Source organism: Paenibacillus sp. VMFN-D1 (assembly GCF_003386155.1).
GTDB lineage: Bacteria > Bacillota > Bacilli > Paenibacillales > Paenibacillaceae > Paenibacillus_AQ > Paenibacillus_AQ favisporus.
The window spans coordinates 463,256-488,786 of record NZ_QRDU01000001.1; the positions used below are offsets into that span (position 1 = coordinate 463,256).

Annotated in this window: 27 protein-coding genes; 18 read left to right on the forward strand and 9 right to left on the reverse strand. The window is 54.4% G+C overall.

The window, feature by feature from the left end; all coding sequences use genetic code 11:
• The first annotated feature begins 23 nt into the window (after nucleotides 1-23).
• From C7820_RS02150 to C7820_RS02160, 3 genes are all read left to right on the forward strand, one after another.
• Complete coding sequence (locus C7820_RS02150; RefSeq protein WP_116229606.1) at nucleotides 24-830, forward strand: response regulator; 807 nt, start codon at nucleotides 24-26, stop codon at nucleotides 828-830.
• 69 nt (nucleotides 831-899) lie between these two features.
• Nucleotides 900-2,261 carry a nucleotide sugar dehydrogenase gene (locus C7820_RS02155; protein WP_076169958.1) on the forward strand — a complete coding sequence of 454 codons (1,362 nt, stop codon included), beginning with the start codon at nucleotides 900-902 and terminating at the stop codon, nucleotides 2,259-2,261.
• 16 nt (nucleotides 2,262-2,277) lie between these two features.
• Complete coding sequence (locus tag C7820_RS02160; protein ID WP_116229607.1) at nucleotides 2,278-3,192, forward strand: hypothetical protein; 915 nt, start codon at nucleotides 2,278-2,280, stop codon at nucleotides 3,190-3,192.
• A gap of 134 nt (nucleotides 3,193-3,326) precedes the next feature.
• Here the strand turns inward: C7820_RS02160 and C7820_RS02165 are convergent, their stop codons facing one another.
• Nucleotides 3,327-3,710, reverse strand: a complete 384-nt coding sequence (locus C7820_RS02165; RefSeq protein WP_105444604.1) for a YhjD family protein — start codon at nucleotides 3,708-3,710, stop codon at nucleotides 3,327-3,329.
• A gap of 204 nt (nucleotides 3,711-3,914) precedes the next feature.
• Here C7820_RS02165 and C7820_RS02170 point away from each other — a divergent pair, with 204 nt between their 5' ends.
• The gene (locus tag C7820_RS02170; protein WP_105444605.1) at nucleotides 3,915-4,412 is read left to right on the forward strand and encodes a Crp/Fnr family transcriptional regulator; all 498 of its coding nucleotides are present in this window, start codon (nucleotides 3,915-3,917) and stop codon (nucleotides 4,410-4,412) included.
• Between the two features lie 282 nt (nucleotides 4,413-4,694).
• Here the strand turns inward: C7820_RS02170 and hmpA are convergent, their stop codons facing one another.
• Nucleotides 4,695-5,897, reverse strand: coding sequence for an NO-inducible flavohemoprotein (gene hmpA, locus C7820_RS02175; protein WP_116229608.1), 1,203 nt, complete (start codon nucleotides 5,895-5,897; stop codon nucleotides 4,695-4,697).
• Between the two features lie 652 nt (nucleotides 5,898-6,549).
• Between hmpA and C7820_RS02180 the strand changes: the two genes are divergently transcribed.
• On the forward strand, nucleotides 6,550-7,254 hold the full coding sequence (locus C7820_RS02180; RefSeq protein WP_116229609.1) for a YitT family protein: 705 nt from the start codon (nucleotides 6,550-6,552) through the stop codon (nucleotides 7,252-7,254).
• 134 nt (nucleotides 7,255-7,388) lie between these two features.
• Here C7820_RS02180 and C7820_RS02185 read toward each other — a convergent pair whose 3' ends face one another.
• Nucleotides 7,389-7,853, reverse strand: a complete 465-nt coding sequence (locus C7820_RS02185) for a DUF2188 domain-containing protein (protein ID WP_116229610.1) — start codon at nucleotides 7,851-7,853, stop codon at nucleotides 7,389-7,391.
• Nucleotides 7,854-7,981: 128 nt separating this feature from the next.
• Between C7820_RS02185 and C7820_RS02190 the strand changes: the two genes are divergently transcribed.
• Complete coding sequence (locus C7820_RS02190; protein ID WP_116229611.1) at nucleotides 7,982-8,773, forward strand: lipid II flippase Amj family protein; 792 nt, start codon at nucleotides 7,982-7,984, stop codon at nucleotides 8,771-8,773.
• 130 nt (nucleotides 8,774-8,903) lie between these two features.
• Here C7820_RS02190 and msrA read toward each other — a convergent pair whose 3' ends face one another.
• Nucleotides 8,904-9,869 (reverse strand): peptide-methionine (S)-S-oxide reductase MsrA, encoded by a 966-nt coding sequence (gene msrA / locus C7820_RS02195; protein WP_116229612.1) that lies wholly within the window; start codon nucleotides 9,867-9,869, stop codon nucleotides 8,904-8,906.
• An 84-nt stretch (nucleotides 9,870-9,953) separates the two neighbouring features.
• Nucleotides 9,954-10,568, reverse strand: a complete 615-nt coding sequence (locus tag C7820_RS02200) for a TVP38/TMEM64 family protein (RefSeq protein WP_116229613.1) — start codon at nucleotides 10,566-10,568, stop codon at nucleotides 9,954-9,956.
• A gap of 396 nt (nucleotides 10,569-10,964) precedes the next feature.
• On the opposite strand from C7820_RS02200, the gene C7820_RS02205 reads away from it, so the two are divergent.
• The 3 genes from C7820_RS02205 to C7820_RS02215 all read left to right on the forward strand — a co-directional run bounded on the left by C7820_RS02205 (nucleotide 10,965) and on the right by C7820_RS02215 (nucleotide 13,010).
• Nucleotides 10,965-11,651 (forward strand): TerC family protein, encoded by a 687-nt coding sequence (locus C7820_RS02205; RefSeq protein WP_076169968.1) that lies wholly within the window; start codon nucleotides 10,965-10,967, stop codon nucleotides 11,649-11,651.
• Between the two features lie 92 nt (nucleotides 11,652-11,743).
• Nucleotides 11,744-12,709, forward strand: a complete 966-nt coding sequence (locus C7820_RS02210; protein WP_116229614.1) for a Gfo/Idh/MocA family protein — start codon at nucleotides 11,744-11,746, stop codon at nucleotides 12,707-12,709.
• Nucleotides 12,702-13,010, forward strand: a complete 309-nt coding sequence (locus C7820_RS02215; RefSeq protein ID WP_076169969.1) for a hypothetical protein — start codon at nucleotides 12,702-12,704, stop codon at nucleotides 13,008-13,010. The genes C7820_RS02210 and C7820_RS02215 overlap by 8 nt, the downstream gene beginning before the upstream one ends.
• 94 nt (nucleotides 13,011-13,104) lie before the next feature.
• On the opposite strand, the gene C7820_RS02220 is transcribed toward C7820_RS02215, so the two are convergent.
• From C7820_RS02220 to C7820_RS02230, 3 genes are all read right to left on the reverse strand, one after another.
• Nucleotides 13,105-14,178: a glycosyltransferase WbsX family protein gene (locus tag C7820_RS02220; protein ID WP_116229615.1), complete on the reverse strand. Its 1,074-nt coding sequence runs from the start codon at nucleotides 14,176-14,178 to the stop codon at nucleotides 13,105-13,107.
• 76 nt (nucleotides 14,179-14,254) lie between these two features.
• The gene (locus C7820_RS02225) at nucleotides 14,255-15,430 is read right to left on the reverse strand and encodes a glycosyltransferase family protein (protein ID WP_116229616.1); all 1,176 of its coding nucleotides are present in this window, start codon (nucleotides 15,428-15,430) and stop codon (nucleotides 14,255-14,257) included.
• Nucleotides 15,431-15,609: 179 nt separating this feature from the next.
• A complete protein-coding gene (locus C7820_RS02230; protein WP_116229617.1) occupies nucleotides 15,610-16,458 on the reverse strand; it encodes an AraC family transcriptional regulator in 849 nt (282 codons plus the stop codon).
• 155 nt (nucleotides 16,459-16,613) lie between these two features.
• On the opposite strand from C7820_RS02230, the gene C7820_RS02235 reads away from it, so the two are divergent.
• From C7820_RS02235 to infC, 9 genes are all read left to right on the forward strand, one after another.
• On the forward strand, nucleotides 16,614-17,663 hold the full coding sequence (locus C7820_RS02235) for a Gfo/Idh/MocA family protein (RefSeq protein WP_116231593.1): 1,050 nt from the start codon (nucleotides 16,614-16,616) through the stop codon (nucleotides 17,661-17,663).
• Between the two features lie 49 nt (nucleotides 17,664-17,712).
• The gene (locus C7820_RS02240; protein WP_116229618.1) at nucleotides 17,713-18,480 is read left to right on the forward strand and encodes a sugar phosphate isomerase/epimerase family protein; all 768 of its coding nucleotides are present in this window, start codon (nucleotides 17,713-17,715) and stop codon (nucleotides 18,478-18,480) included.
• Nucleotides 18,473-19,567, forward strand: coding sequence for a Gfo/Idh/MocA family protein (locus C7820_RS02245; protein ID WP_076169974.1), 1,095 nt, complete (start codon nucleotides 18,473-18,475; stop codon nucleotides 19,565-19,567). The genes C7820_RS02240 and C7820_RS02245 overlap by 8 nt, the downstream gene beginning before the upstream one ends.
• A gap of 62 nt (nucleotides 19,568-19,629) precedes the next feature.
• The gene (locus C7820_RS02250) at nucleotides 19,630-20,598 is read left to right on the forward strand and encodes a sugar phosphate isomerase/epimerase family protein (protein ID WP_116229619.1); all 969 of its coding nucleotides are present in this window, start codon (nucleotides 19,630-19,632) and stop codon (nucleotides 20,596-20,598) included.
• A 12-nt stretch (nucleotides 20,599-20,610) separates the two neighbouring features.
• Nucleotides 20,611-21,342, forward strand: a complete 732-nt coding sequence (locus C7820_RS02255) for a ThuA domain-containing protein (RefSeq protein ID WP_076169976.1) — start codon at nucleotides 20,611-20,613, stop codon at nucleotides 21,340-21,342.
• A gap of 273 nt (nucleotides 21,343-21,615) precedes the next feature.
• A complete protein-coding gene (locus C7820_RS02260) occupies nucleotides 21,616-21,936 on the forward strand; it encodes a winged helix-turn-helix transcriptional regulator (protein ID WP_076169977.1) in 321 nt (106 codons plus the stop codon).
• Nucleotides 21,937-22,101: 165 nt separating this feature from the next.
• The gene (locus C7820_RS02265; protein ID WP_116229620.1) at nucleotides 22,102-22,824 is read left to right on the forward strand and encodes a hypothetical protein; all 723 of its coding nucleotides are present in this window, start codon (nucleotides 22,102-22,104) and stop codon (nucleotides 22,822-22,824) included.
• Between the two features lie 130 nt (nucleotides 22,825-22,954).
• The gene (locus C7820_RS02270; protein ID WP_116229621.1) at nucleotides 22,955-23,683 is read left to right on the forward strand and encodes a hypothetical protein; all 729 of its coding nucleotides are present in this window, start codon (nucleotides 22,955-22,957) and stop codon (nucleotides 23,681-23,683) included.
• A 140-nt stretch (nucleotides 23,684-23,823) separates the two neighbouring features.
• Entirely contained in the window at nucleotides 23,824-24,306 is a 483-nt protein-coding gene (infC, locus tag C7820_RS02275) for a translation initiation factor IF-3 (protein WP_116229622.1), read from the forward strand.
• A gap of 63 nt (nucleotides 24,307-24,369) precedes the next feature.
• On the opposite strand, the gene C7820_RS02280 is transcribed toward infC, so the two are convergent.
• On the reverse strand, nucleotides 24,370-25,254 hold the full coding sequence (locus tag C7820_RS02280) for a hypothetical protein (RefSeq protein ID WP_089548113.1): 885 nt from the start codon (nucleotides 25,252-25,254) through the stop codon (nucleotides 24,370-24,372).
• Nucleotides 25,255-25,531: the final 277 nt, after the last annotated feature.

Sequence of the window (25,531 nt, forward strand, 5' to 3'; positions counted from 1 at the left end):
TTTGAGAGAGGTGGGAGTGGATTATGCCGCAAACCGTAACTTTACAGAGAGAACAGACGACCGATGTGTACCACCATCTGGGAGAGCGTTTGAAGGAAACGTCGCCGGACACTTGCGGAATCATGTTTCTGTACAGCAGTGCGAACCCCCCGCAGCTGGAAGAGCGGGTTCGGGAGATTTTGCAGCATGGTTCCGGGCTCGACTATGAGGTGCTGAAGGATGCGCAAACCCGGACGCTGGCGATTCTGCTGCCGGGACTTACGCTGGATGCGGCCCATTACCAGGCGCTGCTTCTGAAGCAGCAGCTGCAGGAGACGGTGAAGGATGCCGATCCGCGGATTACGCTGACCGTATTCCCGGGGCAGGTCGAACCTACGCCTGGCGTTCTCAAACAGATGGCCGAGTCCACAAAGCTCAGCACATCGTCCGATATTCATATATTTACGAAAGAGGAGGCTGCGGAAGAGGCTGGAAGAATTTTGATCGTCGACAATGACGCCACCGTCCGCGAGTTTCTCCAGATTCGTCTGAAAATGCAGGGCTACGAGACGCTGGCCGCTCATGACGGCACGTCCGCCCTGGAGCTGATCGAGAAATGGGAGCCGGATCTGGTGCTGACGGAGCTCAACCTTTACGGGATTGACGGGCTGCCGTTCATTCACCAAATCCAGCAGCTGCCGGTCGACAACACGCCGAAAATCGTCGTGCTGACCGAACAGCGCGTGGAGCAAACCATCAGCCAGTGCTTTAAACACGGAGTAGACGACTATGTGACCAAGCCTTTCTCTCCGGTAGAGCTGGATGCCCGTATACACCGGTGCTTTCACTAAATCATCCGCTTTTCTTGAGCGTTACTTAGCAGCAGACCAAAACTTACATCTAATGGAGGTTGAGTGCTTGTGAATCACGAATATGAGCAGTTGTTGGAAGGAATTAAAACCAAAAAGGCCGTATTGGGCGTAGTAGGACTGGGATACGTTGGACTTCCGCTGGCCGTGGAAATGGTCAAGCAGGGCTTTACCGTCATCGGCATCGACGTGGATCCTGCGAAAATCGATAAAATCTATCAGGGCGAATCCTATATCACCGACATCTCTTCCGAAGACTTGGCCGCGGTCGTGGCTAGCGGACGCTTCAAGCCGACGACGGACTACAGCATGATCGCGGTCATCGACGCGCTCAGCATTTGCGTGCCGACACCGCTCAGCGAAAACCAGGATCCGGATACGTCCTATATTACGAGCGTCGTGGATCAAATCAAGCTGCACATGAAAAAAGGCATGCTGATTACCCTGGAAAGCACGACTTACCCGGGTACGACCGAAGAGCTGATCCAGACGGAAATCGAAGCGCTCGGCTACAAGGTGGGCGAAGACTTCTTCCTCTGCTTCTCTCCGGAGCGGGTGGACCCTTCCAATGTGCGCTTTAACACCTTCAATACGCCAAAAGTTATCGGCGGTACGACCGAGGCCTGCCTTGAGCTGGGGACGGCCCTCTACTCCCAGTATGTACAGACGGTGGTGCCTGTCACTTCGCCGAAAGTGGCCGAAATGTCCAAGCTGCTGGAAAACACGTTCCGCAGCGTAAACATCGCCTTCATCAACGAAATGGCCATGATGTGCGACCGCATGGGCATCGACATTTGGGAAGTCATCGACGCAGCAGCGACCAAGCCGTTCGGCTTCATGCCGTTCTATCCGGGTCCTGGCATCGGCGGACACTGCATTCCGCTCGATCCGATGTACCTGTCGTGGAAGGCGAAGGGCTTCCGCTTCTACAGCAAGTTTATCGAGCTGGCACAGTCGACCAACGACAACATGCCGTATTACGTTATCGGCAAGACGTCGACGATTCTGAACGAATACGCGAAGTCCATCAAGAAATCGTCGATCCTTATCCTCGGCATGGCTTACAAGCCGGACATCAGCGACCTGCGCGAATCTCCGGGGCTTGAAGTCTACGAGCTGTTCAAAGAGAACGGCGCGAACGTGGAGTACTACGATCCGTACGCTGTCAGCTTCCGCGACAAACACGGCGAGACCGTGCACAGCGTAGCCTACGATCCGGCGCAGTTTAAAAAATACGACTGCATGGTGCTGATCACCAATCACAGCGGACTCGACTACGGCGAAATCGCGGCGATGGGCGTGCCGATCATCGATACGCGCAATGCATTTAAAAACTACACCCTGCCTCATATTTACAAAATCGGACATTCGGTGCAGCACGTGGAAGAGCCGGATGTGGCGTTAATCGTATAATAAAGGAGGGGATGGTTTGGGAGAGCTGCTCAAAAAAGCGAAAATCCCGGTGATCCTAGTCATCTGCGGCTTGCTGCTCCTGCCTCTCCTGTTAAAATCGTCATCAATGGAAGATCAAAAAGCGACCTGGCTGTGGGATACCGAGCTGATCAAGGATCCCGGCAAAATTATAGCATTCTGCAGGGAGCAGAACGTAGGCACGATCTTCCTTCAGGTTCAGAAAAAGGTTAGCGATGAGGACTACCGCCGCTTTATTGCGGCAGCCTATGAGGAAGGCATTGCCGTGCACGCGCTGGACGGGCAGCCCGATTGGGCCTATGAACGCCAGCGCAGGGAGGCGGATCAATTTCTGCAGTGGGTGTTTGATTATAATGCAAAAGCAGCCCCAAGCGAGAAGTTTGCCGGCATCCAGCTGGATGTGGAGCCCTATCAGTTAAGACGCTGGGAGAGGGATCAGGACGGCGTAGTGCGCGAATGGAGCAGCAATGTGGAAAAATGGGTTGCCCAAGGCAAGGAGAATGGCCTGTACATGAGTGCGGCCGTTCCCTTCTGGCTGGGCAACGTTAAGGATGCCAACGGCAGCGGGAACCTGAGCCGGTGGATGATCAGCCAGTTTGATGCCGTCGCCGTCATGTCGTACCGGGACAGTGGACGGAAGATTTACGATGTGGCCCGCGAGCAGTTGGATGAAGCGGACCAGCTCGGTAAATCGGTATGGATCGGCATGGAGCTGGGCGACACCGAAGAAGGTTCGCACATCACGTTTTTTGGCAAGGCCGTGCCTGTGATGGAGGAAGAGATGAAGTCTGTGAACAGTCTGGGCGACAGCCATCCTTCCTTTGCCGGACTGGCGGTACACCATTATGAAATTTGGCAGGACAAAATCGCTTCAGCGGCTTCGGACGAGAAGCCCGAGAAGTCCAATCAGTAAATGGAATCAGGCGTGCGAAGAGGGAAACCATTCGCACGCTTTTTTTCGTGGATGGAGAGCAGTCTCGGCACCGCACAAGGTTGAACGCACATCGCACACCGATATAAAAGGCCCCGCTTGACGGGGGCTTTGCTTCAGGCATCCGGCAGCCGGATGCCGAGATAACGGCTGAGCACGAGGCCCGATTCCGCCTGCACGTACGTCCAGAGCATGGCGAACCGCCGCTGGTATCCGCGGCACAGGTACGACGCCTCAATGCCCTTGGCGGTCCGGGTTTCCTCGTAGACCCGAATGCCTCGGGCCTTCATCTCGCGGCGGATCGACGTGAGGCTCGCCATAATCTGATCCTGGATGGACGACAGGGCGCGGATATACAGCTGTGCCATCTTCAGCGGGACAGTGCCGATCAGGCGAACGTCCTGCTCCAGCGCATCAAGCAAAACCACGTGCAGCAGGTAGGCTTTGACCAGACGGCCGTCTTCTTCCGAGGGGGCCGGAGGGGAGAGGGATGCTTTCATGAGGCATGGCACTTCCTTACTAACAGTATAGGAACATACGTTCTAATTATACTCATGTTAAGGCAAAAGTATTCGGGAAGGCAATAACGAATTTATGGAAGCACGCAGCGTTTCGGTCCGGACGGGTGGATTTGGTATAATAAAGAGAAGCGGCATTGAACAAAAGAAACTTGGAATCGCGGAACTTAGGTTGGAGGAAGAATCATGTTTTTGAACAAAGGAGAAATATTATTCAGACAGGGGGACAGCGGGGAGTTTTTATACCATATCAAGAGCGGCTTGTTCAAGGTTACAAGGCTCCATAAAAACGGGAACAGCGTTCTGTTTAACGTGCTTTATCCGGGGGAAACGGTGCCTCACCATTCGTTGATCACCCCGAAGGATATCCACGGTACGGCAACGGCCCTGATGCGCAGCGAAGTCGAGAAAATTCCGGCAGAGGAGTGGTACCGCGAGCTCCGTGAGCACCCGGAGAAGGCGCTTGAAATCGCCCTTTTGCTGCAGGAAAAGGTACGTTTTATGCAGCAGCGGATCGACCATCTAACCGTCGGGACTCCGGCCGAGAGGCTGGCGCTGCTGACCGATTGGCTGGACAGCTATGCCCACGGTATCCACTTTACCGAGCTGCTGACCCAGGAGGAGATCGGCCAGCTGATCGGTGTACGCAGGGAAACGATCAACCGGCTGCTCCGGGGGCATTAACATAACGCCATCCAGCCATCCGCCATACGCGAACGGTCCGGTAAACAAACAAAGGGGCTGCCCCATTCAGGTTCTCTGAACCTGGGGGCAACCCTTTTGTGCATTTTAGTAAATCGTTTTGACCGGTTTGAATTCGTATTGGCTAAATCAGCGCATCGCATTAGCTAACTCAGAGCATTGCATTGACCTATCCGTGCGTTGCATTGGCTTCACACCGGAGTCCGATAGGCGGGTTATTCCGCCAGCTGATAAGCTGACCGAGCGTGGCCCGCCGCCGATACGTTAGTCGAGCTGGCCTGCCGGGCCGAAAAATTCGTAATGGATCCGCTCTGCGGGGATTCCCAGCTCCTTAAGGGCGCTGTAGACGGTGCGCATGAACGGAACCGGGCCGCAGAAGTAAAAATCAGCGCTTGGATCGACGATTTGCTGCAGCCATGCAGCGTCGATATATCCGGTTTTATGGCAGCTGTCGCCCTCAAGCGGTGTCTCATAGCAAAGGTAGGAGGACATTTGCGGATGCGCGCCTTCAAGCTCGGCGATATGCTCCTTCATCGCGTGATGGCTTCCGTTAATCGCGGCGTGAACATAAGTGACTTTCCGGGCCGGCTGTTCTTTCAGCAGCGTCTCCAGCATGCTGACCATTGGCGTCAGGCCGACCCCGCCGCTGATCAGTACGACGGGAATGTCTTGGGTCTGATCCAGCGTAAATGTGCCTGCCGGTGCACTGATTTCAAGGACGGTGCCTTCTTGGGCGTGCTCGTGCAGATAGTTGGAGACGACGCCTGCGGGTTTACCTGGCGCGGCATCTTCGCGACGCACCGAAATCCGGTAGGAAGAACCGCCCGGCGCAGCGGACAAGCTGTAGTGGCGGATCTGCGTATACGGCTGGCCTTCAGGCTGCACGCGCACCGTGATGTATTGTCCCGGCAAATAAGAGGCGATTGGTTCACCGTCCTGCGGTTTTAAATAGAAGGAAGTGATCACTTCGCTCTCCTTCACTCTCCGTTCCACGACAAATGGGCGGAAACCGGACCAGCCTCCTGGTGCGGCTTCAGCTTCCCGGTACATTTCCGCTTCCACGCTGATAAATGCGTCTGCAATGACGCCATAACCCTCTTTCCAGGCTTCGAGAATTTCCGGCGTGGCCGCATCGCCAAGAACTTCCTTGATGGCCCCAAGCAAATACTGCCCAACGATCGGGTAATGCTCCGGCTTGATTTGCAGCGCCCGGTGCTTCTGCCCGATCTGTTTGACGGCTGGAATGATATCCTCCAGATGATCGATATGCGCGGCTGCAGCATAGACGGCGCCCGCCAGGGCGGCCGACTGCCGTCCTTGGCGCTGGTTGGCATGGTTGAATATGTTCAGAAGCTCTGGATGATCCTTGAAGAGATTGTTATAAAAGACGGATGTAATGGACTGTCCGTGTACCTCCAGTACCGGAACGGTCGATTTGATCGTATCAATGGTTTGTTGGCTCAGCATAAAGGGTTCCTTCTTTCAACGTAATATTTAACGATTTCATAAGTTAAGTATAGAAAAGCCGATAACCCTTTATTGTGATTTCAGTCACATAAAAAATTGACATTGTGTGAACTTGAATTTACGTTCTGAAGACATGATCCGACGGAAAAGGGCATAGGATATGACACGGTATCACGGTATCATTCCTGAAATCTGGATGACAGCGCCTGCGGCATAGAAGCCCTTTTTTAGGTATAAGAAAGTTATAAGTTTCGGAGACTGGTTTCCTTATATCGCAACCAAAACTATCATATAAAAGCGGTCCGGCTTCTTGGAATGCACGACGAAAGACGTTTCTAACGCATTCTCCTCAGCAAGCTGTTTAGCAGGCAGTGCAACTGTGGTATAATAAGTATAGAAGTTATCAAACAAAAGAAAGGATCAGGATACCATGTGTCCCCGAAGGAACATTCCCCAAAGGACGATTTGGAAACGTTATGATCTCTCTTACACTTAGCTTCCATCGTAGAGAACAAGCGCCCGGATATTGGGTTGTGACAAACTTCTCGCGAAAGAAGGAAGCTTAAGATGCGAAGGACTCGGTCCTACAGGTTTCTTCCCGCGGAAGTTAGTCGCGTCCCTGACGAACTAACTACGATGAGGGGTAACCTGTATGAGGAAGAAAGACCATGTAATTTCAACGCTTCGACCAATCGCTATTATGATGTTAGGTACTTTTTTGCTGGCTTTTACGTATTATCACATTAATTTTCAGAATCATCTGTCCGAGGGCGGCTTCGTTGGCCTGTCGCTGCTCGGCAAGTACGCATTCGGATTTGACCCGGCAGTGACCGTGCTGATCCTGGATATTCCGGTGATCCTGGTTGCGCTGCTGCTGAATGGACGCAAATTTATTGTGAACACGCTTGTGGCGACCGTTTCGTTTTCCGTTTTTTACGATCTGATGGAACGCTACTCTGTGCTTGACATCAATCTTCACGGCAACCTGCTGCTGGCAGCGCTGCTGTCAGGCGTCTTGTCCGGCTTTGCGACCGGACTGGTACTGCGGTTCGGAGGAGCGACAGGCGGCGACGATATCGTGTCTCTGCTGCTAAGCCGTCTCACCGGCCTTAAAGTCGGCACCGTATTTATTCTGCTTGATGCGGCCGTCCTGCTCGTATCCTTGTTCTACCTGCCTTTGCAGGAAACGTTGTTTACGATTTTGGCCGTGAGCATTGCAGGGAAAATGATTACGTATACGGTCTCGTTTCGTGCGCATCGTACCTCGCCGGCAGCGGGAGATGTCGCACCTAAGATGACCGCGGGGCAGAAACAGCCTGCAGCCAAACCCGTTCACAAAGTTCGGAGTGTCCACTGATAGATAACCGCCTGGTTCCTGAGGGAATCAGGCGGTTTGCTGTTTATGGCAGGGCGGGGGGCACTGTAAGGAGCCTCCCCGCGAAGACATGCCACGAATCGCTCGAATTTGCCGTCTTGCGTGCATGAACAGCATCACGAATAACTTCGATTGCTCTCGATTTTGCCGTCTTTGCCGTGAACGATGGCATGGACATCGTGTTTTGAGGCGTAGTCTTCCGCTTCGTTCATGGCTTCCTTCTTCGATCCAAAAGTCGACAAGGGCTTGTCTTTGCCTTCCACCTTGAGCGCCCATCCGTCCTCATGGGTGACGACATGGACGTCGGCATCGCCGCCCCGGCCGCTGCGGGACCGGGAGGTTTTGCCGGCGTGCTCGTCATGCTCGTCATCCGAACGGCCGGATGCATGCTTCGATTGCCCTTCCTCACCGGCAGGGTGGTCCTCATTCCACTTTTCCGCCTGAGCGGTGCCGATGGCAATGGCACGCCCTTCCTCGTAGCCTTCCTCGAGCAGCGCATTGGCGATTTCGACCGCCTTATTCCGCACCCGGGGCTCCAAGTTTTTCATGGATACAGGGTAATCATGCTTATTCCAAGGCATTATCAATCCCTCCAAACCAGTTCTCGTTTACCCCTATATTACCCGGCGCCGCGCGAATCAAACGATGTTCATCCGCCCGATATGCATTATAATGGAAAAGATTGAGAATAAAGGAGTGAGGAATCGTGATGATGCAGATGCTGCTGGTACTGCTCTTGACGGGGATCATCCATACCGTGGACAGCCTTTCCTATGCTCTCCGGCTCGGCGGGCTGCGCAGCCGGCGGATTACGCTGGCCCTGTCCTTGTCGGGGCTGCTTGTGATCGTGTCGAGGACTTCCAACATGGCGCAGGGGCCGATGGTCGGCGGTATGGTGGACAAGGCGCTGGCGTCGGCCTCCTTTCATTTGGAGTCGAGGCTGCATTGGATCATCGCCGCCGCCACAGCCGGTACAGCCGCAGCTATGCTGCTGTTTCCAAGCGTGGTGCGGATTTGCTCGCGGCTGGTCGTCCATTTGGAGGCCGCCGGTTCCATCCCGCAAATGGTAAAGCAGCTGACTGCCGGGCGAAAATGGAAGAACGGGGCGGCGTACGTCAAGCTACCGAATCTCCAGATGCTGCGCAGCCTGTTTCGGGGCCGCCTGCCCAGACGCCTGATGGCGATCAATATGGCCGTCACGGCCATTTATACCGTCGGCGTGCTGTCCGCGCTGTATGCCGCCTATCTATGGCCGGAATCCCGGTTGGCGGCATCGACCTCCTCCGGTCTGATCAACGGGGTGGCGACGATTCTGCTGACGCTGCTCGTCGATCCGCGGATCGCCCTGCTGTCGGACCGGACATTGCGGGGAGAGTCGCGTCTGGGACGGATGAACCAGGTGCTCGGCCTGATGCTCGTATCCCGCTGTGCCGGGACGATCGCGGCCCAGCTGCTGCTCGTTCCCTGCGCGTTCTGGATCGGCTGGCTTATCTCCGGCTGACCTAATGCAGCCGGAAATAAGGAAGGCGCATCAAAAAGAGGGTAAGGCTGCAAGCCTTACCCTCTTTTCGTATAAAGAACGAACCCCAGCGCCTATCGCTTGCTGGTCTCGCATAGAACGGCAGTGCCGTTTATTCAAACAGCACTTTATATTCGGAATATCCTTCCTTATCCAGGTCTTCCTTCGGAATAAAGCGAAGCGCCGCGGAGTTGATGCAGTAGCGGAGGCCGTTCGGCCCCGGTCCATCGTCAAATACATGGCCCAGATGAGAATCCGAGCCTTTGCTGCGCACTTCGGTCCGTACCATCATATGGCTCAGGTCCAGCTTCTCTTTAATGTGGTAATCGCGGATCGGCCGGGTAAAGCTCGGCCAGCCGCAGCCGGAATCATATTTGTCCGTGGAGCTGAACAGCGGCTCGCCGGATACGATGTCGACGTAAATGCCGTCGCCGTGATGATCCCAGAACTCGTTTTCGAACGGGCGCTCCGTGGCGTTGTTCTGGGTGACTTCGTATTGAAGCGGCGTCAGGCGCTGTTTCAGCTCTTCCTTGTTTATCTTGGGAGCCCAGTGCTTCTCCAGGAAGTCATCGCGGCCCGATCCTTTCCGGTACCGTTTGTAATGTCCCGGGTTTTTCTTGTGGTAGTCCTGATGGTACTCTTCCGCTTCATAGAACGGGCCGGCAGGTAAAATCGGCGTAACGATCGGCTTGTCAAAGCGGCCGCTTCTTTCGAGCGCCTGCTTGGACGCTTCAGCCTTCTCGCGCTGCTCCTCGCTGTGATAGAAAATAGCGGTCTGGTAGGAAGAGCCGCGATCGTAGAACTGCCCGCCCGCATCGGTTGGATCGATCTGCTGCCAGAACAGCTCGAGCAGCTTTTCATAAGGAAAAATGTCCGGGTTGAACGTAATCTGCACCGCTTCCACATGCCCCGTCGTTTCAGAGCATACTTCCTCGTAAGTCGGGTTCGGCTTATGGCCGCCGGTATACCCGGATACGATGCTGACGATGCCCGGCAGCTCCTCAAACGGGGTTACCATGCACCAAAAGCATCCACCCGCAAAAGTGGCTTTATGTTCAACTGGCTGTACGTCGCTCATGATATCACTCCGTTTCTTTCAAATCGTAAGTAAGGTGTACAACTCCATTATAATCCATCCGCGCAAGGGAACCAAGGCGCCCGGTTATTTCGGTCTCGTGCGGGAGAGGCGGCGGTACATTACCGCGATCAGTCCGAGCAAGAGGACATAGGCGGAGGCCACAGCGGCGGAGATCCACGGGTGCGCAGACAGATTGCCGCCCAGGTAGGCATATAACAGGATGCCCGGCACTTTGCCGATCCCGGAAGCGGCGGTGTAGCTCCAGAAGGGAAGCGCCGCGGCCCCGGCGAATATATTGACCGCCATCTGCGGAACGATCGGAATAATCCGCGCGGCGGCGATACTGACAAACGGATGCGTTTCAATGAATGCGGTGAAAGTCTGCAGCGGCCTGATCCGTTCCAGATACCTCCTGCCCCGGTCCCGAAACAGGTAGCGGACAAGTCCGTACAGAATCGTGGCCGCCAGCATCGTTCCGATCCAGGAGACGACCGCCGCCCACAGGGTACCGTAAGCGTAGCCGAGCGCCGCGATGACCAGCTTATAGGGAACGACAGGGAACAGGGCGACTAGTGCGGCTATTCCGACCAGCAGAAGGAAAGACGGCCTTTCGCCCAGCTGCTCCATGATCGCGTCCCGGTACAGGAAAGCCCAAACGAGCAGAAGGATGTACAAGAGGGGCAGCAGCCATTTTTTCATCGTGATTTCCTTTCCACTTAGCCTATAATCTCCATCATACCAAAAATTAATGAATAAAAATCATAGTAATTGCCTTAGAGTTTTGCTATAATGATTCCAACAAGTGAATAGTTCCCAAAGGGGAGTAGCTCATGCAATAAAGTCGTCATTACGGGATCGGTATCCCCGGCTTTATTGGCAACGATTATGTTGTTTTGCGAGACCTTTGCCTGATTTTTCATTAGGTAAAGGTCTTTTTTGGTGGGCAAAAAGCGCCATTTTACCTAATGAAGGTAAGGGGCGCTTTTTTAGTGCGGCGACTAATCATTCTATCTATATAGAATGAACTAAAGAAATGAACGTTATAGGTAAAACTTTAGTTCATTCTATCTCAAACAACAGAAAGGTGGAAATCGTATGGAATTGTTTACTATGGCATTTTGGGCAGCGCTTATGTCCATCGTCATCATTGACCTGGTTCTTGCCGGCGATAACGCCATTGTAATCGGACTCGCCGCACGGAACGTCAAAAAAGAAGACCAGAAAAAAGTCATTATTTGGGGGACCGTCGGTGCCGTCGTCATCCGGGTTATCGCTACGCTGCTCGTCGTGCAGCTGCTGCTGATTCCGGGACTGCGGCTTGTCGGGGGAATCGCGCTTGTATGGATCGCGTATAAGCTGCTGATTGACGAAAAAAAGCATGACATATCCGCAGGCAACCAAATGTGGGCGGCCATCCGCACGATCATTATCGCCGATGCCATGATGGGTCTCGACAACGTGCTGGCGGTAGCCGGAGCGGCCCATGGAGACTTCCTGCTCGTCATTATCGGACTGGCGATTTCGGTGCCGATTATGGTATGGGGCAGCACGATTATTCTGAAGCTGACGGAACGCTTCCCGGTCATTATTACGATCGGCGCGGCGGTGCTCGCCTGGACGGCATCCAAAATGCTGGTGGAAGAGCCGCTGATTCACGACTGGTTTGCGAGCCCGATCCTGAAATACGGGTTTGAAGTGGTGGTCATCGCCGCCGTCGTTGCTTTGGGACTGATGACCAAAAAGAAAAAGCAGAAGGAAAACCGGGCGGCAGAGTCGATGTAACGGCTTAAATTTGCCGGCCAAAAGCGGTATAATGGGTATCTGTCCGGCATGTCCGGAAGGTTCGTTGGATTGGAGAAAGGTGGACCATAGGCATGAATGTAATAAACCATAAGCGAAAGGTTGCGCTGACAGGGCTCGGGGACATCGCCCACAAGGTATATCTTCCTCTGCTGGCCCACCACGAGAAGGTGGAGGTTGCCGGGGTGATGAGCCGCTCCGAAGCTACGGTGCAGCGCGTGACACAGACTTACCGCTTTCCTCATGGGACGACCGATCTGGAAGAACTGCTGTCATGGAACCTGGACGCCGTTTTTGTCCACAGCCCGACAGAAACCCATTATGACGTGGTCAAAGCCTGTTTGGAACGCGGGGTGTCCGTCTATGTCGACAAGCCGCTGACGACGGATCTCGCCAAGTCCAGGGAACTGGCCGCTCTGGCTTCAAAGAAAGGACTGCTGCTCGCGGTAGGCTTTAACCGTCGGTTTGCTCCATTATATGTGCGGGCAAAGGCATGGGTCGAGGAGACCGGCGGATTTGTCCAGGCCGCTGCAGCCAAGCACCGGACCACCCTGCAGAAGGGGAGCAGCAGCGACACGATTTACGACGATCTGATCCATATGCTGGACCTGCTGCTCTGGCTGGGCGGAAGTGACTACGAGCTGCTTCATCACCATCTAAGCGAAGATGAACAGGGCCGGTTGCTGAACACCTCCGGCGATCTGGGCCTCGGCCGGAACGTCACTGGAAGGTACAGTATGATTAGGCAGGCCGGAGCGGATATGGAGAAGCTCGAGCTGCACGGAAGCGGCCGGTCGGCGGAAGTCGTTAATCTGGAGCGTGCGGTTCTGTGTGAGCAGGGAAGGCCGCCCGAGACCCGCGAATTTGGAAGCTGGGATACGATCCTGCATCGGCGCGGCTTCAGCGGGGCCGTAGATCATTTTTTGGAACATCTTGCTTCTCCGGAAGACTGCACTATTCGCGCCGAGCGGGTCATGCGCAGCCATGAGCTGGCATCGAGACTGGCGGAGCAGCAGAAGGGGGGGACTGACAATGGATGAACGGCAGAAGTCGCTGGAAGAAGGCATCGTGGAAAGCTACCGGCAGGATGAGGATATGATGATCCTGGTTTTTGCCCAGTGGTGCGTCAATCACGGATTGGACCCCCTGGAGCTGTACCGGCAGGCGTACCCGCAGCAGGGTGACAACGAGCGGCTGCAGCGGGTGCTGGACCTGACCGTACCTAAAGAGGAGGCCGGGCCGATTCCGGACGATACTGTGCTTGGCGTGTTGTCGCTGTTCGGCAACGAAGACTTGGCGTTTGTCGTATCCGAAACGATCGCGGCGAGAGCCAAAAAATAAGCACCAGCACTTTTGACTGCAGCATTGAATGGTAAATGCAGCCCAGAAGCCATGCCCCATATCCGGGGCATGGCTTCTTTGCTCATAGGGAGCCTTATTTGCGGCCGGTATAACTCGCGGATGCTTCCAGCGCACTTTTCACCGCCTTTAAATATTGATAGCCGTGATGCCGGTCCGGTTCAAGGTAAGCTCCTTCCGCCCATTCGTTCCAGGCGTTGATAAACAGAAACTCGCTGCGGTACAGCCGGCTTGCCCTTTCGATCTGTCTCGCCAGATACCAGCCGAACTTGCGCGGGGAAGCCCCCATGCTGCTTTGCCCGTTGGCGCCGAGCCGCGGCGTGTTATCCCAGTTGACGAAAGCGCCCGGGAAAATCGTCTCCCCGGCACGATGAGGCGAACGGTTCAATATGTTTTCCCAGACATGATCATAATCCACAACGATGTGCGGATCGCCGTCGTACGTATTGACATAGCTCCAGATTTGCTGGGAACGGCTGTGACCGAACGTATAGTGCGGTTCGAACTCCAGGCTTGCTTCGAAGCCAGCTTGGTTGGGAAGAGGGAACCCCCCTAGCGTGCGCACAAAATAGATGCCTTCAAGCCCGTTTCCCCGGGCCAAATCGTTCCATAACCGGATCATCTCCTCGCAGCGGGGGATGTTCCCGGGCCGATAGATGATAAACATCGGTTTCTCTTGAACACGGATGTATCTCTCATCCCGGAAGGCATCCAGCAGCGCATAAAAGTGCTCTTCCCAGTCACGTTCATCCCCGTAATCCTGCGGCATCAGCAGGTGATGATCACCGCCGTCCCACCTCCGGGTCCACGGCTCGTTGGCCCAGGACAGGCAGAACGGGATCCGGGGCTCTCCCAGCCGCAGCACTTCGTTAAAAGGCTTTTCGAGCAGCCGCTTTCCTTTGAACCAGTAGTGGTAATAACAAAAGCCGTAAATCCCGTAGGACTGGGCGGTGTCCGCCTGCCACATCCGCGCGGCAGGGTCGGTCAAATCGTAGAAATACTGATCGAAGGGCTCATTGGGCTGCTTGTGCCCCGGGTACAAGGGGACGGCCTTTCGGGTATTTGTCCACTCGGTAAAACCCTCCCCCCACCACAAATCGTTTTCGGGTATCGGGTGAAACTGCGGCAGTAAAAACGCGATAAGCTTCAAGTTGATTTACCTCCCATACAACTTCGGCAGCGGCTCAATTCTGATCCCTGCAGGCTGCCCGGATGGGATGCAGTCTTTAGCGCCGGGCGGCGAGATGGAGCAGCTTCAGCACCATTTGCAGGCACGAATTGCGGTATTTGCTGCCGTACAGAGCGTTGGTCGACACATACCGCATGAGCTCAGGCCGGTCCCAATAATAGCCGAGTTTTTCCTGCAGGTCGCCGGCGGAGCGGAAAATGACGATATCTTCGTCCGGCCGCATGTACTCGTATAGATTGGGATCGTTCTCCGCGAGCAGAAAGCCTCCGCACGCACCAATGGCCAAAACCTGCCCGGGCTCCGGCTGCGCATAAATGATCACGGTGGCGCCGTTATAATATTCCTGGATATCGGCCAGCGGCCGCACGCAGGTTACGCCATCTTCGGGCCGCCATCCTAAGCCCATGGCAAACACTTTTTTGTCCGCGAGCAGCGGCTTCATGCCGGCGAACATCTCTCGGGTACGCGGATCCGCATTTCCGATGAACAGAATGTCGGATTGATAAGCGATGTTCACGGTTTTGGGGAAATACACGGATGGATCTGCGGCAAAAGGCAAATATACGATCTGTCTGCAGCCCATATAGCGGTATAGAGGTATGTGGTTGATATTTTGCGTGAATACGAGGTCGAATGCATCCGCAATCGAAGGCAGCTGTTCGGCAGGCGCGGCGGCATCCGCCAGCCAGACCGCTTTTACTGGGGAGCCGGACAGGACCGGATCCCGCAATTCGTCAAAAAAGTTTGCATCGGGATTGCCGAGCACCAGCAGGAGATCGAACGGAATGGCAGTCAGCCCTGCGGGCAGGTTATAGAGGTGCTTCACGGGAGCGGCCGCCTGTGTGACCAGCCTGAGCCCGTCAAGAATGGACTGTTCGGTATGCCAATGGCTATCTTCCGAGAGCAGCGACCGCACAAGAACTTTCATTTGTTTGGTATCCACCGGGCCCGGGGGTTTGCGTGCTTCGTCTAATTCAGCGAGAACGGTTGGCGCCGCGGCCGGTTGTTCGGAAGGGACGGTTTCCGTTTCGGCAGCAACGGGGGGGCCTGGCAGACTTGGGGCCGCGCCGGGAAGGGGAGCTGGCACCTGCGGTGTTCCTCCGCCGTTTTTCTTCAGCACGCGGACCACCATTTTGGCGATGCGCTGCTCGGTAACGGGATGCAAACGGATCTGGGTGCGGCGGGATCGCTCGCGGCTCCTTTTTTTGTTCATGGCGTTTGGTTTCCCTCCTCATCGCCTTAGCATAGTGTCATACCAGTGTATGGTTGTATCGTGAAAGCTGCCCCCCGGACACCTGACACAAAAAGGGAAAAAAGGGCGGATGCTGCAGCCGGCAGCACAAAAAAACCGGCGCTTATCCGCGCCGGCTTCAGCCTGTCTTATCCGATGTTCTAGTTCGGCGAACGGACGCCGATCCCGGTCTGGATCTGCTCCCTGTTCTCCATGCGGTATTCCTTGGGCGACTTGCCGAACCGGGACCGGAATACCCGGTGGAAATAAGTATAGCTGCCGAATCCCGAAGTTTCCGCAATGTCTTCGAGCGACATCGGACTAAACACGATCCGCTCGCGGGCCATTTCCAGCCGGACGTCCAGCGTATATTGCATAATGCTCGTCCCGAAGGCCTCCTTAAACAGATGGACCGCCCTCGAGACGCTGATGCCGACATGTGAAGCGACATCCTCCAGCTTGAAGGATAACGAGGCGTGTTCTTCAATAAAATGCTTCATGCGGTAAGCCAGGTACGTTCTCGGGGTCGTGGAGGGATGCTCGCTAAGGAGGCGGTCCGTTTCGAGGCATAAAATCCGCATGTAGTATCCGGATATTTCGGGATATGGGTTGGACATTCTACGCTGCTCCAGCACGATCTGGCGGAACAGGCTGAGCAGGCTCTCGTTAAGCGGGACGCGGATGCGCGTCGGCCGTTTCTGCTTGGCCCACCACTGGTCGATCCATTCCCCGCCGAAGAAAATATGATAGTCGCCGCTTTCTACGGCAAGCTCGCCCTGAGCGTTCGGCTCCTCGCCGATCAACAGCTCGTACGGCTCGTCAGGGGAATAAATCAACAGATCGCCCGATTCGACGGGAACAAGCTCACCGTCTACCAGTGCGCGGCATCTTCCGTCGGTCTGCAGACGCATGAGGTAATTTTTAACGCCGTCCATCTCGCTCATGTAGAACGGTTTATGATGAAATGAAAATCCTGCTGTATAAATGTGCACTGAATCTTGGGTGGACATGATAGGGCTCCCTTTGCAATCAAAAAAATAATGACCAGATTGTTCATGTTTCGATCATATAATTCATTTTAATATAAATAAATTCGGAATACCATGTTACTAGATTGTTGAATACGCATTCAGCATCGTAAGGAGTGACTTTCGTGGAGAACAAAATGAAAGCCGGCATTATCGGCTGCGGCAACATCAGTGCCATTTACCTGGAAAATTTGAAGAAAAGCCCGGTTGTTGAAGTGGTGGCGGTTGCCGATCTGGTGACTGAACGCGCCCAGGCACGGGCTGAGGAGTTTGGGATTGCAAACGCATACACCGTGGATGAGCTGCTCGGTGACCAAGAGATTGAGCTCGTCATCAACCTGACGATTCCCGGCAGCCATGCCTCCATCGATTTGGCGGCGCTTGAAGCCGGCAAGCATGTATACGCAGAGAAGCCGCTGGCAACCTCGCTGCAGGACGGCAAGCGCGTGGTTGAACTGGCCGAGCAGAAAGGCCTGCGCGCCGGAAGCGCGCCGGATACGTTCCTCGGATCAGGCGTGCAGACCGCCAAAGCGGCGATCGAAGCCGGGAAGATCGGCATACCGGTGGCGGCAACCGCATTTATGATGGGCGGCGGCCCGGAGGGCTGGCATCCGGACCCTGAATTTTTCTACGCGCCGGGCGGTGGTCCGATGCTGGACATGGGTCCGTATTACCTGACAGCGCTGGTTGAGCTGCTGGGCTCGATCCGCCGGATCAGCGCTTCGGTAGGTGCCCAGATCCCGATGCGGACCATCGGCTCGGGGCCGAAGAGCGGCCAGCTGATTCAGGTACAGACACCGACCCACCTGGCCGGCACCATCGATTTTAAACAAGGTGCCATCGCCACGATGATAACCAGCTTTGATATTAAAGCCGGGGCCAATCTGCCGTGGATTGAAATTTACGGTACGGAAGGGACGCTCAGCCTGCCGGATCCGAATTTCTTTAACGGCGACGTCAAGCTTCGTCCCAGCGGTTCCAGCGAATGGGAAGTGCTGACGCCTGTTTTTGAGAGCACCCAGAACGAACGCGGCCGCGGCGTAAACGACATGGTCGAAGCGATCCGCTCGGGGCGCAAGCACCGGGCCAACGGCAACCTGGCCTACCACGTGCTGGAAGCCATGTATGCTTTTGAAGAGTCATCCATCAGCGGCAGCCATGTCGTACTTGAGAGCAGCCTTGAATAACGGTCATCCCAATAAGATGACCTATAAGCGAACACAGGGGTGAACCATTATGTTGAAGCTTGGCCTGCAGTTATATACGGTTCGTGAAGAAATGGAAAAGGATTTTGAGGGTACGTTGAAGAAAGTAGCAGAGCTGGGTTATATGGGCGTGGAATTCCACACCTTCTTCGGACGCTCCAGCGCCGAGGTCAAGAAGCTGCTGGACGAGAACGGTCTGGTCGCCATCGGGACCCATACGCCGTATGACCGGATGCAAAACGCACTGGACGAGGAAATCGCCTATAACAAGGAGATCGGCAACAGCAGCCTGATCGTTCCTTACCTTGGGGAGGAGCAGCGCAAGTGGGACGAGGTGTTTGACAACCTGAAGCGTATCGGCGAGAAATGCGCCGCGCAGGGGGCCACACTGCTGTACCATAACCACGATTTTGAATTTACGGAAACACGCGGCGAGGAAACGGTGTTCGACGCGATGTACGAAGCGGTGCCCGCCGACCTGCTGAAGGTCGAGCTGGATACGTGCTGGGTATATTTTGCCGGCTACGATCCGGTGGAGTACATCGAGAAGTATGCGGGACGCCTTCCGATTGTGCACTGGAAGGACGTCAAGCGGAAAGAGGACGGCACGCCGCAGACGGTCGAGCTCGGCGCAGGCGAAGTCAATCTGGAAGCCGTAGCCGAAGCAGCGGATCAATCCGGAGTGGAGTGGATCGTTGTGGAGCAGGATTTCTGTGAAAGACCACCGCTCGAAAGCATTGCAGCCAGCATGGAATGGATCAAATCTTATGCCAGAAACGGAGGACCCGTAAATGTCTAGCTCAAGCAAAACCCTGAAAATCGGCATCATCGGCTGCGGAGGAATCGCCAACGGCAAGCATATGCCGAGTCTCAAGAAGCAGCCTCAGGCGGAAATGGTCGCGTTCTGTGATATCGTGCAGGAGCGCGCCGAGAAGGCCGCTGCCGAATTCGGCGCAGAAGGCGCCAAAGTGTATACAGATTTCCGCGAACTGCTGAAGGACGCAAGCATCGACGTCATTCATGTATGTACGCCGAACGATTCCCACTCCGTCATTTCGGTGGCGGCGCTGGAAGCCGGCAAGCATGTCATGTGCGAGAAGCCGATGGCCAAGACGGCCGCCGAGGCCAAAGCGATGGTGGAAGCCGCCAAGCGCACCGGCAAGAAGCTGACGATCGGCTACCAGAACCGCTTCCGCAACGACAGCCAATACTTGAAGGAGCTGTGCGAGAACGGGGAGCTCGGCGACATTTATTACGGTAAAGCGCTGGCCATCCGCCGCCGTGCCGTTCCGACCTGGGGCGTGTTCCTTGACGAAGAGAAGCAGGGCGGGGGACCGCTGATTGATATCGGCACCCACGCGCTCGACCTGACGCTGTGGCTGATGGACAACTATAAGCCGAAGAGCGTGCTCGGGAGCACCTTCCACAAGCTGGGCCATAAAGAGAATGCGGCCAACGCGTTCGGCCCGTGGAATCCGGAAGAGTTCAAGGTAGAGGATTCCGCATTCGGTTTCATCACGATGCAGAACGGCGCAACGATCGTGCTGGAGTCCAGCTGGGCGCTGAACGTCGTGGAAACCGGGGAAGCGAAGACGGTTCTTGCCGGCACGGAAGGCGGGGCCGACATGAAGGACGGCCTGCGCATCAACGGCGAGAAAATGAGCCGCCTCTATGAAACTACGGTGGATCTGAACGCCGGCGGCGTAGCCTTCTACTCCGGGTCGGCAGAGACCGATGCCGACAAGGAGCAGCGCCTGTGGCTCGAAGCCATTCTGGAAGATAAAGAGCCGGTGGTCAAGCCGGAGCAGGCCTATGTGGTCACGCAGATTCTGGAAGCCATTTACGAGTCTGCCAAAACAGGCAAAGCCGTTTATTTTGAGGAATAGTCATCCTTTGCATAGAAGCAATTATTTATAGCTACGATAACCAAGAATGAGGAGGAGTACACTTGAAACTGGGAGTATTTATGGTATTGTTTGGTGGACGCAAACTGGAGGACGCTTTGGACTATGTCGCCTCCAAAGGATTGAAGGCCGTTGAAATCGGAACAGGGGGCAATCCCGGCAACGCCCACTGCAAGCCGGCGGAGCTGCTGAAGGACGAAGCCGCATTAAAGCAATTCAAGGACGCAATCGAGTCCCGCGGTCTGACGATCAGCTCGCTGAGCTGCCACGGCAACCCGCTGCATCCGCAGAAGCATCTGGCTCAAGCCGACCACGAGGATTTCGTGAACTCGGTGCTGCTGGCTGAGAAATTGGGCGTAGAAGTGGTGACCACGTTCTCCGGATGCCCTGGCGACCATGAGGATGCCAAATATCCGAACTGGCCGGTAGCGCCTTGGCCAAACGATTATCAGGAAGTGCTCGCATGGCAGTGGGAGAACAAAGTCATCCCTTACTGGACCGAACAAGCGAAGTTTGCCAAAGAGCATAACGTAAAAATCGCGCTTGAGCTCCACGGCGGATTCTCGGTGCATACACCTGCGACACTGCTCCGCCTGCGCGAAGCTGCCGGCGAAACGATCGGCGCCAACCTGGATCCGAGCCACATGTGGTGGCAGGGTATCGATCCTGTGCAGGCGATCCACATTTTGGGCCGTGAGGGTGCGATCCATCACTTCCATGCAAAGGATACCGTGATCGATCCGATCAATGTGAACAAATACGGCCTGACCGATATGCAGTCCTACACGAACATGCTGGACCGCGCTTGGCAGTTCCGCAGCGTAGGCTACGGACACGATGTGAAAACGTGGGCTGACATTATCAGCGCACTGCGCCTCGTCGGCTATGATTATGTCGTCAGCATCGAGCATGAAGACGGCCTGATGTCTGTTGAAGAAGGCTTCTCCAAAGCCGTTCAAAACCTGCAGCAAGTACTTATTGAAGAGCCACTCGGTGAGATGTGGTGGGTCTAGGGGGATAAACCATTGATTAATGTAACCATTTGGAACGAATTCGTTCATGAAAATATTCACGATGAAGTAAAGGCAGTCTATCCGGAAGGCATTCATGCCGCACTGGCGGCAGGGCTGGACGGCAACGGCTTTGCGATTACAACGGCGACGCTGGACCAGCCGGAGCATGGATTGACCGAAGAAGTGCTGAATGCCACGGACGTGCTCGTATGGTGGGGCCATATGGCCCACGACCAGGTCAGCGACGAAGTGGTGGCGCGTGTCGTAAAACGCGTGCTTGGCGGCATGGGACTCATCGTGCTGCACTCCGGCCATTTCTCCAAACCGTTTAAAGCGTTGATGGGAACCTCCTGCGACCTCAAGTGGAGAGAAGCAGGGGAGCAGGAAATCATTTGGAACGTGAATCCGTCCCATCCGATTTCCATGGGCATTGACGCCAAGATTATCCTCGAGCATGAGGAAATGTACGGCGAATTTTTCGATATTCCGGCTCCGGATGAGCTTGTGTTTATCAGTAATTTCGAAGGCGGCGAAGTGTTCAGAAGCGGATGCACCTTCCGCAGAGGCCAAGGGAAGATCTTCTATTTCCGTCCTGGCCATGAGACGTTCCCGACCTATTACCAGCCGGAAATTCTGAAAGTCATCGCCAACGCGATCAATTGGGCGTATCCTCTCCAAACGCCGGCTCCGGTATTCGGCAACATGCAGCCGGTCAGAGAGCTGAAGCCGGCGGCAGTATTATAAGCTTTCGCAAGGCGCATCAGCCTAAAGCGGCGGTCCAACCGCCGCTTTTTTGCTTGCTTGCAGAGCATGCATGATTTTCGGATGATCTGCAAATCATGGGATCAGCAAGGAATCGGGAGTCCCATTTAGCAAGGGAAAGAACATTTGCGGAGCTTTCCAGCAGTTGTCTTGTTTCATTTTGCGCAAAAATGTGGTAAAATGAAATATACTAACTTAATGTAAGCGTTCATGAGACGTAACTGTTTACATGGATTCTGTAAAGAGGTGAAGATCATGAATCAACAACAATTTAACATGTGTCCGCGATTCGAAAATGCTTTCTCCATATTAGGAAAACGCTGGAACGGCTTGATCGTCTTTTCCCTGATGGATGGTCCGAAACGGTTCAAGGATATATCGAAATTAATTCCTTCGATGAGCGATAAGATGCTGTCCGAACGCATGAAAGACTTGGAAACGGAAGGAATTCTGGTTCGGCACGTTTATCCCGAAACGCCTGTCCGTATCGAATATGAGCTGACGGATAAAGGCCGTGCGCTGCGTCCCGTTATGGAGCAGGTTCAAGAGTGGGCAGAACAGTGGGTTGAGCTGTAAAACCGTCCGAAAGGTACGGTTTTGCGGGAACCCCGTTAACGACAAACCTTCCTTCCATTAAGGAGGGTTTTTGTTAATTATAGGAAAAGACTTGCACCAAATGACGGAGTCTGTAGTATAATTGGTAAAAAACTGCCTTTTCGGCGTATAAGGAGGCGGATGACGATGAGGAAGATCTTACTCTCCCAGGGAATCGGGTACGGCAAGGACGATGTACACGAGCTTGAAAGCGCTTCGGTCAAGGTTCGGGGCATTTACGACAAGACACTCAGCATGCTGAGCCGGTATTGGCCGGAATCGATTTGGAAACGCTGGACCATAGACAGGCCTGCTCAGGCGTCACCTGCCGACGAAGACAAAGACAAGAGCAGTACGATTTTTCAGAAATGGATTCAAGGTCCTACGGGCTGGAAATGCATCGGCTGTGAGCGGCATAATGTCGAGAGCCTTGATGCGAATCATGCCTCGGACGGAAGGTCCAAGCATGAATACATCTTTCACAACGGCCGTCATCAGAGCATGCTGCTGCAGGTCATCATCTGGTCCCAATACGAAGAAATCACCATGTTTCACCCCTTTCTCGGCGACACTCCTTTTTTCACAGAAGAAGAACTGGAGGTCATCTCCACTTATTTTGTGCCTACCTATGTCCATGAAGCCCCTCTGATCCAGCTTGGCAAAAGTTACAAGAAACACAACACGAAAATTCCGATCTACCAGGAATATATTTCAGCTCCGCCGCTGATGCTGCAGTTTGGAGGAGAGGTGCTGGAGGGCACGTGGATGACAGGTGTATACGTGGATCAGGCGAATTTTCTCGGTTTGGGCCCTTATTTGAAAAATACCGACGGCACACGGACGTTCATGGAGCCTCTTATCGATTCATAGGAAACATCTTCCGGAATGCGCGGATTATGCGGGCCCGGCTCGAATATGGTAAAATAGAGTCCTCAGGGGAGGGCTCTATTTGCGTTTTGGAAGAGTCCTGCGAGATTGCGGAAGCAAAGGTGGTTATTCGATGAGGAAGCCGGTTTTACACGCTGCATTCATCATGTTGATCATAGCAACACTGCTGCTGACAGGCTGCAAACAAGCCGACCAGGAGGAGGCATCGGCCAACGTTTATTCGAATGACGTCAATGGGGAGGTCTCTCTCTCGGAAAAAGACGGCTTCTTCTCACCGGCGGTCATCCAAAATTTACGACAATATTTGCAGCAGGGCGTGACGGTCCGGGAAGGGCTGAAGAGAAGCGGCATCGTCGGTTTCAGCGACAACGGCAGCGTCCTGACGATCAGCCAGGTGTCCCTGGATCCTTTATTTGAGTGGGCATTTGAAATCAATGGCAAGAAGCTGGGCAAAGACAATCTCGACACCGTCCTGCAGGACCATGACGAAATTTCCATCAACATTCAATACGCTGACCCTAAAAAGGACGGGAAAGATGCAAAGGCTCCCGAATTTACCGTGCTGAAGCTGGACGGCGGGTCCATGAAGCCTGATATGACGCATTCTTATGTATTTCCGTACACCAATAATCAAAGCGTCAGGGACGTTATGGCGCACAGCGGTTTCGTGAAGCTGACGGACAATAAAATGTACGTAGACACCGTCCAGGGGTACAGTCCCAAATCGGTGGAGAAGTGGGTCGTCAAGGTGAACGGGAAGGAACTGGTGGACAGCGGTTTGGAGATGAAGCTGACGCCGCAGGATGAAGTGGAAATCAGGCTGGAACGGGCAAGCGTATAGTAGCAAAACAAGCAAATCGACAAGCAAATCAACAAGCGACGGACAAGCAAATGGACAAGCCCGAATTGGGCCGACAGCAAATGTGATATGAAAATCTAGAATAAATGATTCATGTCGTGTGTAAAAGGAAGGGTACCCCTATGTGGATGAATGAGAAGATCAAGGCTTCTGAGGTGGAATTAACCGGCTTGAACGGCGAGGATATCGGAATCGTCCCGACCAGGGAAGCATTGGCCATGGCCCGCAAGCTGAAAGTGGACCTCGTCTGCACGTCGCTGATGAGCAGTCCGCCGCCGTGCCGGCTGGTGGCTGCCGCCGACGCCAAGAAGGAAGCCCAGGCAGCCAAAGCCAAATCTTCCGACCGGGTAGTCAAGGTGAAGGAGATCCGGCTGACCCCGAACATCGAGGAGCACGATCTGGACACGAAGAAGCAGCAGGCCGTGCGAATATTACAAGCGGGAAATGCAGTCATGCTGGTGGTCCGGGTGCAGGGCAAGGAGGGCGCCGCCGCCAAGGTTCTGCTGGAGGACCTGGTTCGGGAATTAAAGGAGTGGGGCCGCGCCAAAACAGGCATCCAGGTGAGCGGCAAGCAGGCTGCCGTACAGATCGATCCGGTCGCATAAATAAAAGACAAAGCCCCCGGGCGCCGTTTATTCAGGCACTCAGGGGCTTTTCTGCGGTTCGGGTTAGTCATTAAGCGATCTCCAGCCGTCGAGGTCGTGAACGGACACCCCAGCGAATGAGGTATTGACCTGCGCCAATTGCTGAAGCTTGCCCAGCTGGGAGTCCATATAAGCTTTTCCTTCCTCATAGAAGGTAATAAATTCGCCTTCGCTGCTCGGCTTCGTTTCGACAGAAGCAAAGGCCGGTTTGCCGAGATAGTTCGCCTCTTCCAGTTCGCGCTTGGCGGTGCTGTAGATGCCATCGGCGGTATCCCGATAGGACATGATCGCAACAGCGTCATATTGGCTGATCATGAAGCGGCTCAGCGTGCTTGTTCCGTCCGCTGTCGTATAGTTGCAGAGCCAAAACGGAATATCGGCGGCAACTGGAAGATTCATTTCACGCACATTATCGGTTAAATACTGGACGTTCTCCTGCCATTGGCGGATGACCGAGGTCTGGTCCGACTTCCATTGAGGCAGCACGTGGGGTTCGATGTCGACATGAACGCCCTGGAACTTCTCGTCCTCTGCAGCGCCGTTCTGGTACGCCTTCACCCAATCGAGGAAGCTTGTGATTTTGTAACGTTCCGACGTAAGTCCCCAGGACGGGGCGCCGCTGAGCGCATCAACCCGGATATCCAAAGCTCCGGCCTGCTTAATGAAGCTCTTATAGTAGGAAGCAGGAATATCGCTGTTGGTCTGGAGATAAATCGTACGGACGCCGTGATCGGCCGAAAATTTCAGCATCTCCTTGGCTTCCGTCTTGATCAGCACCGTGTTCCACAGCCAGGTTGCTTTGGTGTAACCTTCCGCTTTAGCCTCATTTCCCGGGAAGAGACCCGCGGCAAACCATAATACAACGAAGGCGGCAATCCATCCTGAACGCAATGAATATTTACTTGACATGACAATCGTACACTCCTTTATGTGATATGCGGTACTACCTGATTCGATGGACCCTCTTTCACGACAAACACGATTCCTTATGACCAGATCTGACAGCGGGTAAGGCATATGATGTTCCTGGTATTGGCGGATCTCAGTCCTCCTTACAAGGATCTGTAGTCTGATAGCAGGCCCACGACATAATAGGTAGATCTGCGTAGTGGATGAGTCCTTGGAAATAGGTGCTATCCAATTGATCGGTTCTTTATTCCGCATTATATATAGGTCTTAAGAATCA

What these genes read in the sequence shown, in the direction of transcription:
- C7820_RS02280 (WP_089548113.1), bottom strand. Translation starts at nt 25,254, where the DNA reads ATGTCAAGTAAATATTCATTGCGTTCAGGATGGATTGCCGCCTTCGTT.
- C7820_RS02245 (WP_076169974.1), top strand. Translation starts at nt 18,473, where the DNA reads ATGTCTAGCTCAAGCAAAACCCTGAAAATCGGCATCATCGGCTGCGGA.
- msrA (WP_116229612.1), bottom strand. Translation starts at nt 9,869, where the DNA reads ATGAGCGACGTACAGCCAGTTGAACATAAAGCCACTTTTGCGGGTGGA.
- C7820_RS02150 (WP_116229606.1), top strand. Translation starts at nt 24, where the DNA reads ATGCCGCAAACCGTAACTTTACAGAGAGAACAGACGACCGATGTGTAC.
- C7820_RS02190 (WP_116229611.1), top strand. Translation starts at nt 7,982, where the DNA reads ATGATGCAGATGCTGCTGGTACTGCTCTTGACGGGGATCATCCATACC.
- C7820_RS02240 (WP_116229618.1), top strand. Translation starts at nt 17,713, where the DNA reads ATGTTGAAGCTTGGCCTGCAGTTATATACGGTTCGTGAAGAAATGGAA.
- C7820_RS02210 (WP_116229614.1), top strand. Translation starts at nt 11,744, where the DNA reads ATGAATGTAATAAACCATAAGCGAAAGGTTGCGCTGACAGGGCTCGGG.
- C7820_RS02185 (WP_116229610.1), bottom strand. Translation starts at nt 7,853, where the DNA reads ATGCCTTGGAATAAGCATGATTACCCTGTATCCATGAAAAACTTGGAG.
- infC (WP_116229622.1), top strand. Translation starts at nt 23,824, where the DNA reads ATGTGGATGAATGAGAAGATCAAGGCTTCTGAGGTGGAATTAACCGGC.
- C7820_RS02215 (WP_076169969.1), top strand. Translation starts at nt 12,702, where the DNA reads ATGGATGAACGGCAGAAGTCGCTGGAAGAAGGCATCGTGGAAAGCTAC.
- C7820_RS02180 (WP_116229609.1), top strand. Translation starts at nt 6,550, where the DNA reads ATGAGGAAGAAAGACCATGTAATTTCAACGCTTCGACCAATCGCTATT.
- C7820_RS02170 (WP_105444605.1), top strand. Translation starts at nt 3,915, where the DNA reads ATGTTTTTGAACAAAGGAGAAATATTATTCAGACAGGGGGACAGCGGG.
- hmpA (WP_116229608.1), bottom strand. Translation starts at nt 5,897, where the DNA reads ATGCTGAGCCAACAAACCATTGATACGATCAAATCGACCGTTCCGGTA.
- C7820_RS02260 (WP_076169977.1), top strand. Translation starts at nt 21,616, where the DNA reads ATGAATCAACAACAATTTAACATGTGTCCGCGATTCGAAAATGCTTTC.
- C7820_RS02265 (WP_116229620.1), top strand. Translation starts at nt 22,102, where the DNA reads ATGAGGAAGATCTTACTCTCCCAGGGAATCGGGTACGGCAAGGACGAT.
- C7820_RS02235 (WP_116231593.1), top strand. Translation starts at nt 16,614, where the DNA reads ATGAAAGCCGGCATTATCGGCTGCGGCAACATCAGTGCCATTTACCTG.
- C7820_RS02225 (WP_116229616.1), bottom strand. Translation starts at nt 15,430, where the DNA reads ATGAACAAAAAAAGGAGCCGCGAGCGATCCCGCCGCACCCAGATCCGT.
- C7820_RS02200 (WP_116229613.1), bottom strand. Translation starts at nt 10,568, where the DNA reads ATGAAAAAATGGCTGCTGCCCCTCTTGTACATCCTTCTGCTCGTTTGG.
- C7820_RS02270 (WP_116229621.1), top strand. Translation starts at nt 22,955, where the DNA reads ATGAGGAAGCCGGTTTTACACGCTGCATTCATCATGTTGATCATAGCA.
- C7820_RS02230 (WP_116229617.1), bottom strand. Translation starts at nt 16,458, where the DNA reads ATGTCCACCCAAGATTCAGTGCACATTTATACAGCAGGATTTTCATTT.
- C7820_RS02205 (WP_076169968.1), top strand. Translation starts at nt 10,965, where the DNA reads ATGGAATTGTTTACTATGGCATTTTGGGCAGCGCTTATGTCCATCGTC.
- C7820_RS02165 (WP_105444604.1), bottom strand. Translation starts at nt 3,710, where the DNA reads ATGAAAGCATCCCTCTCCCCTCCGGCCCCCTCGGAAGAAGACGGCCGT.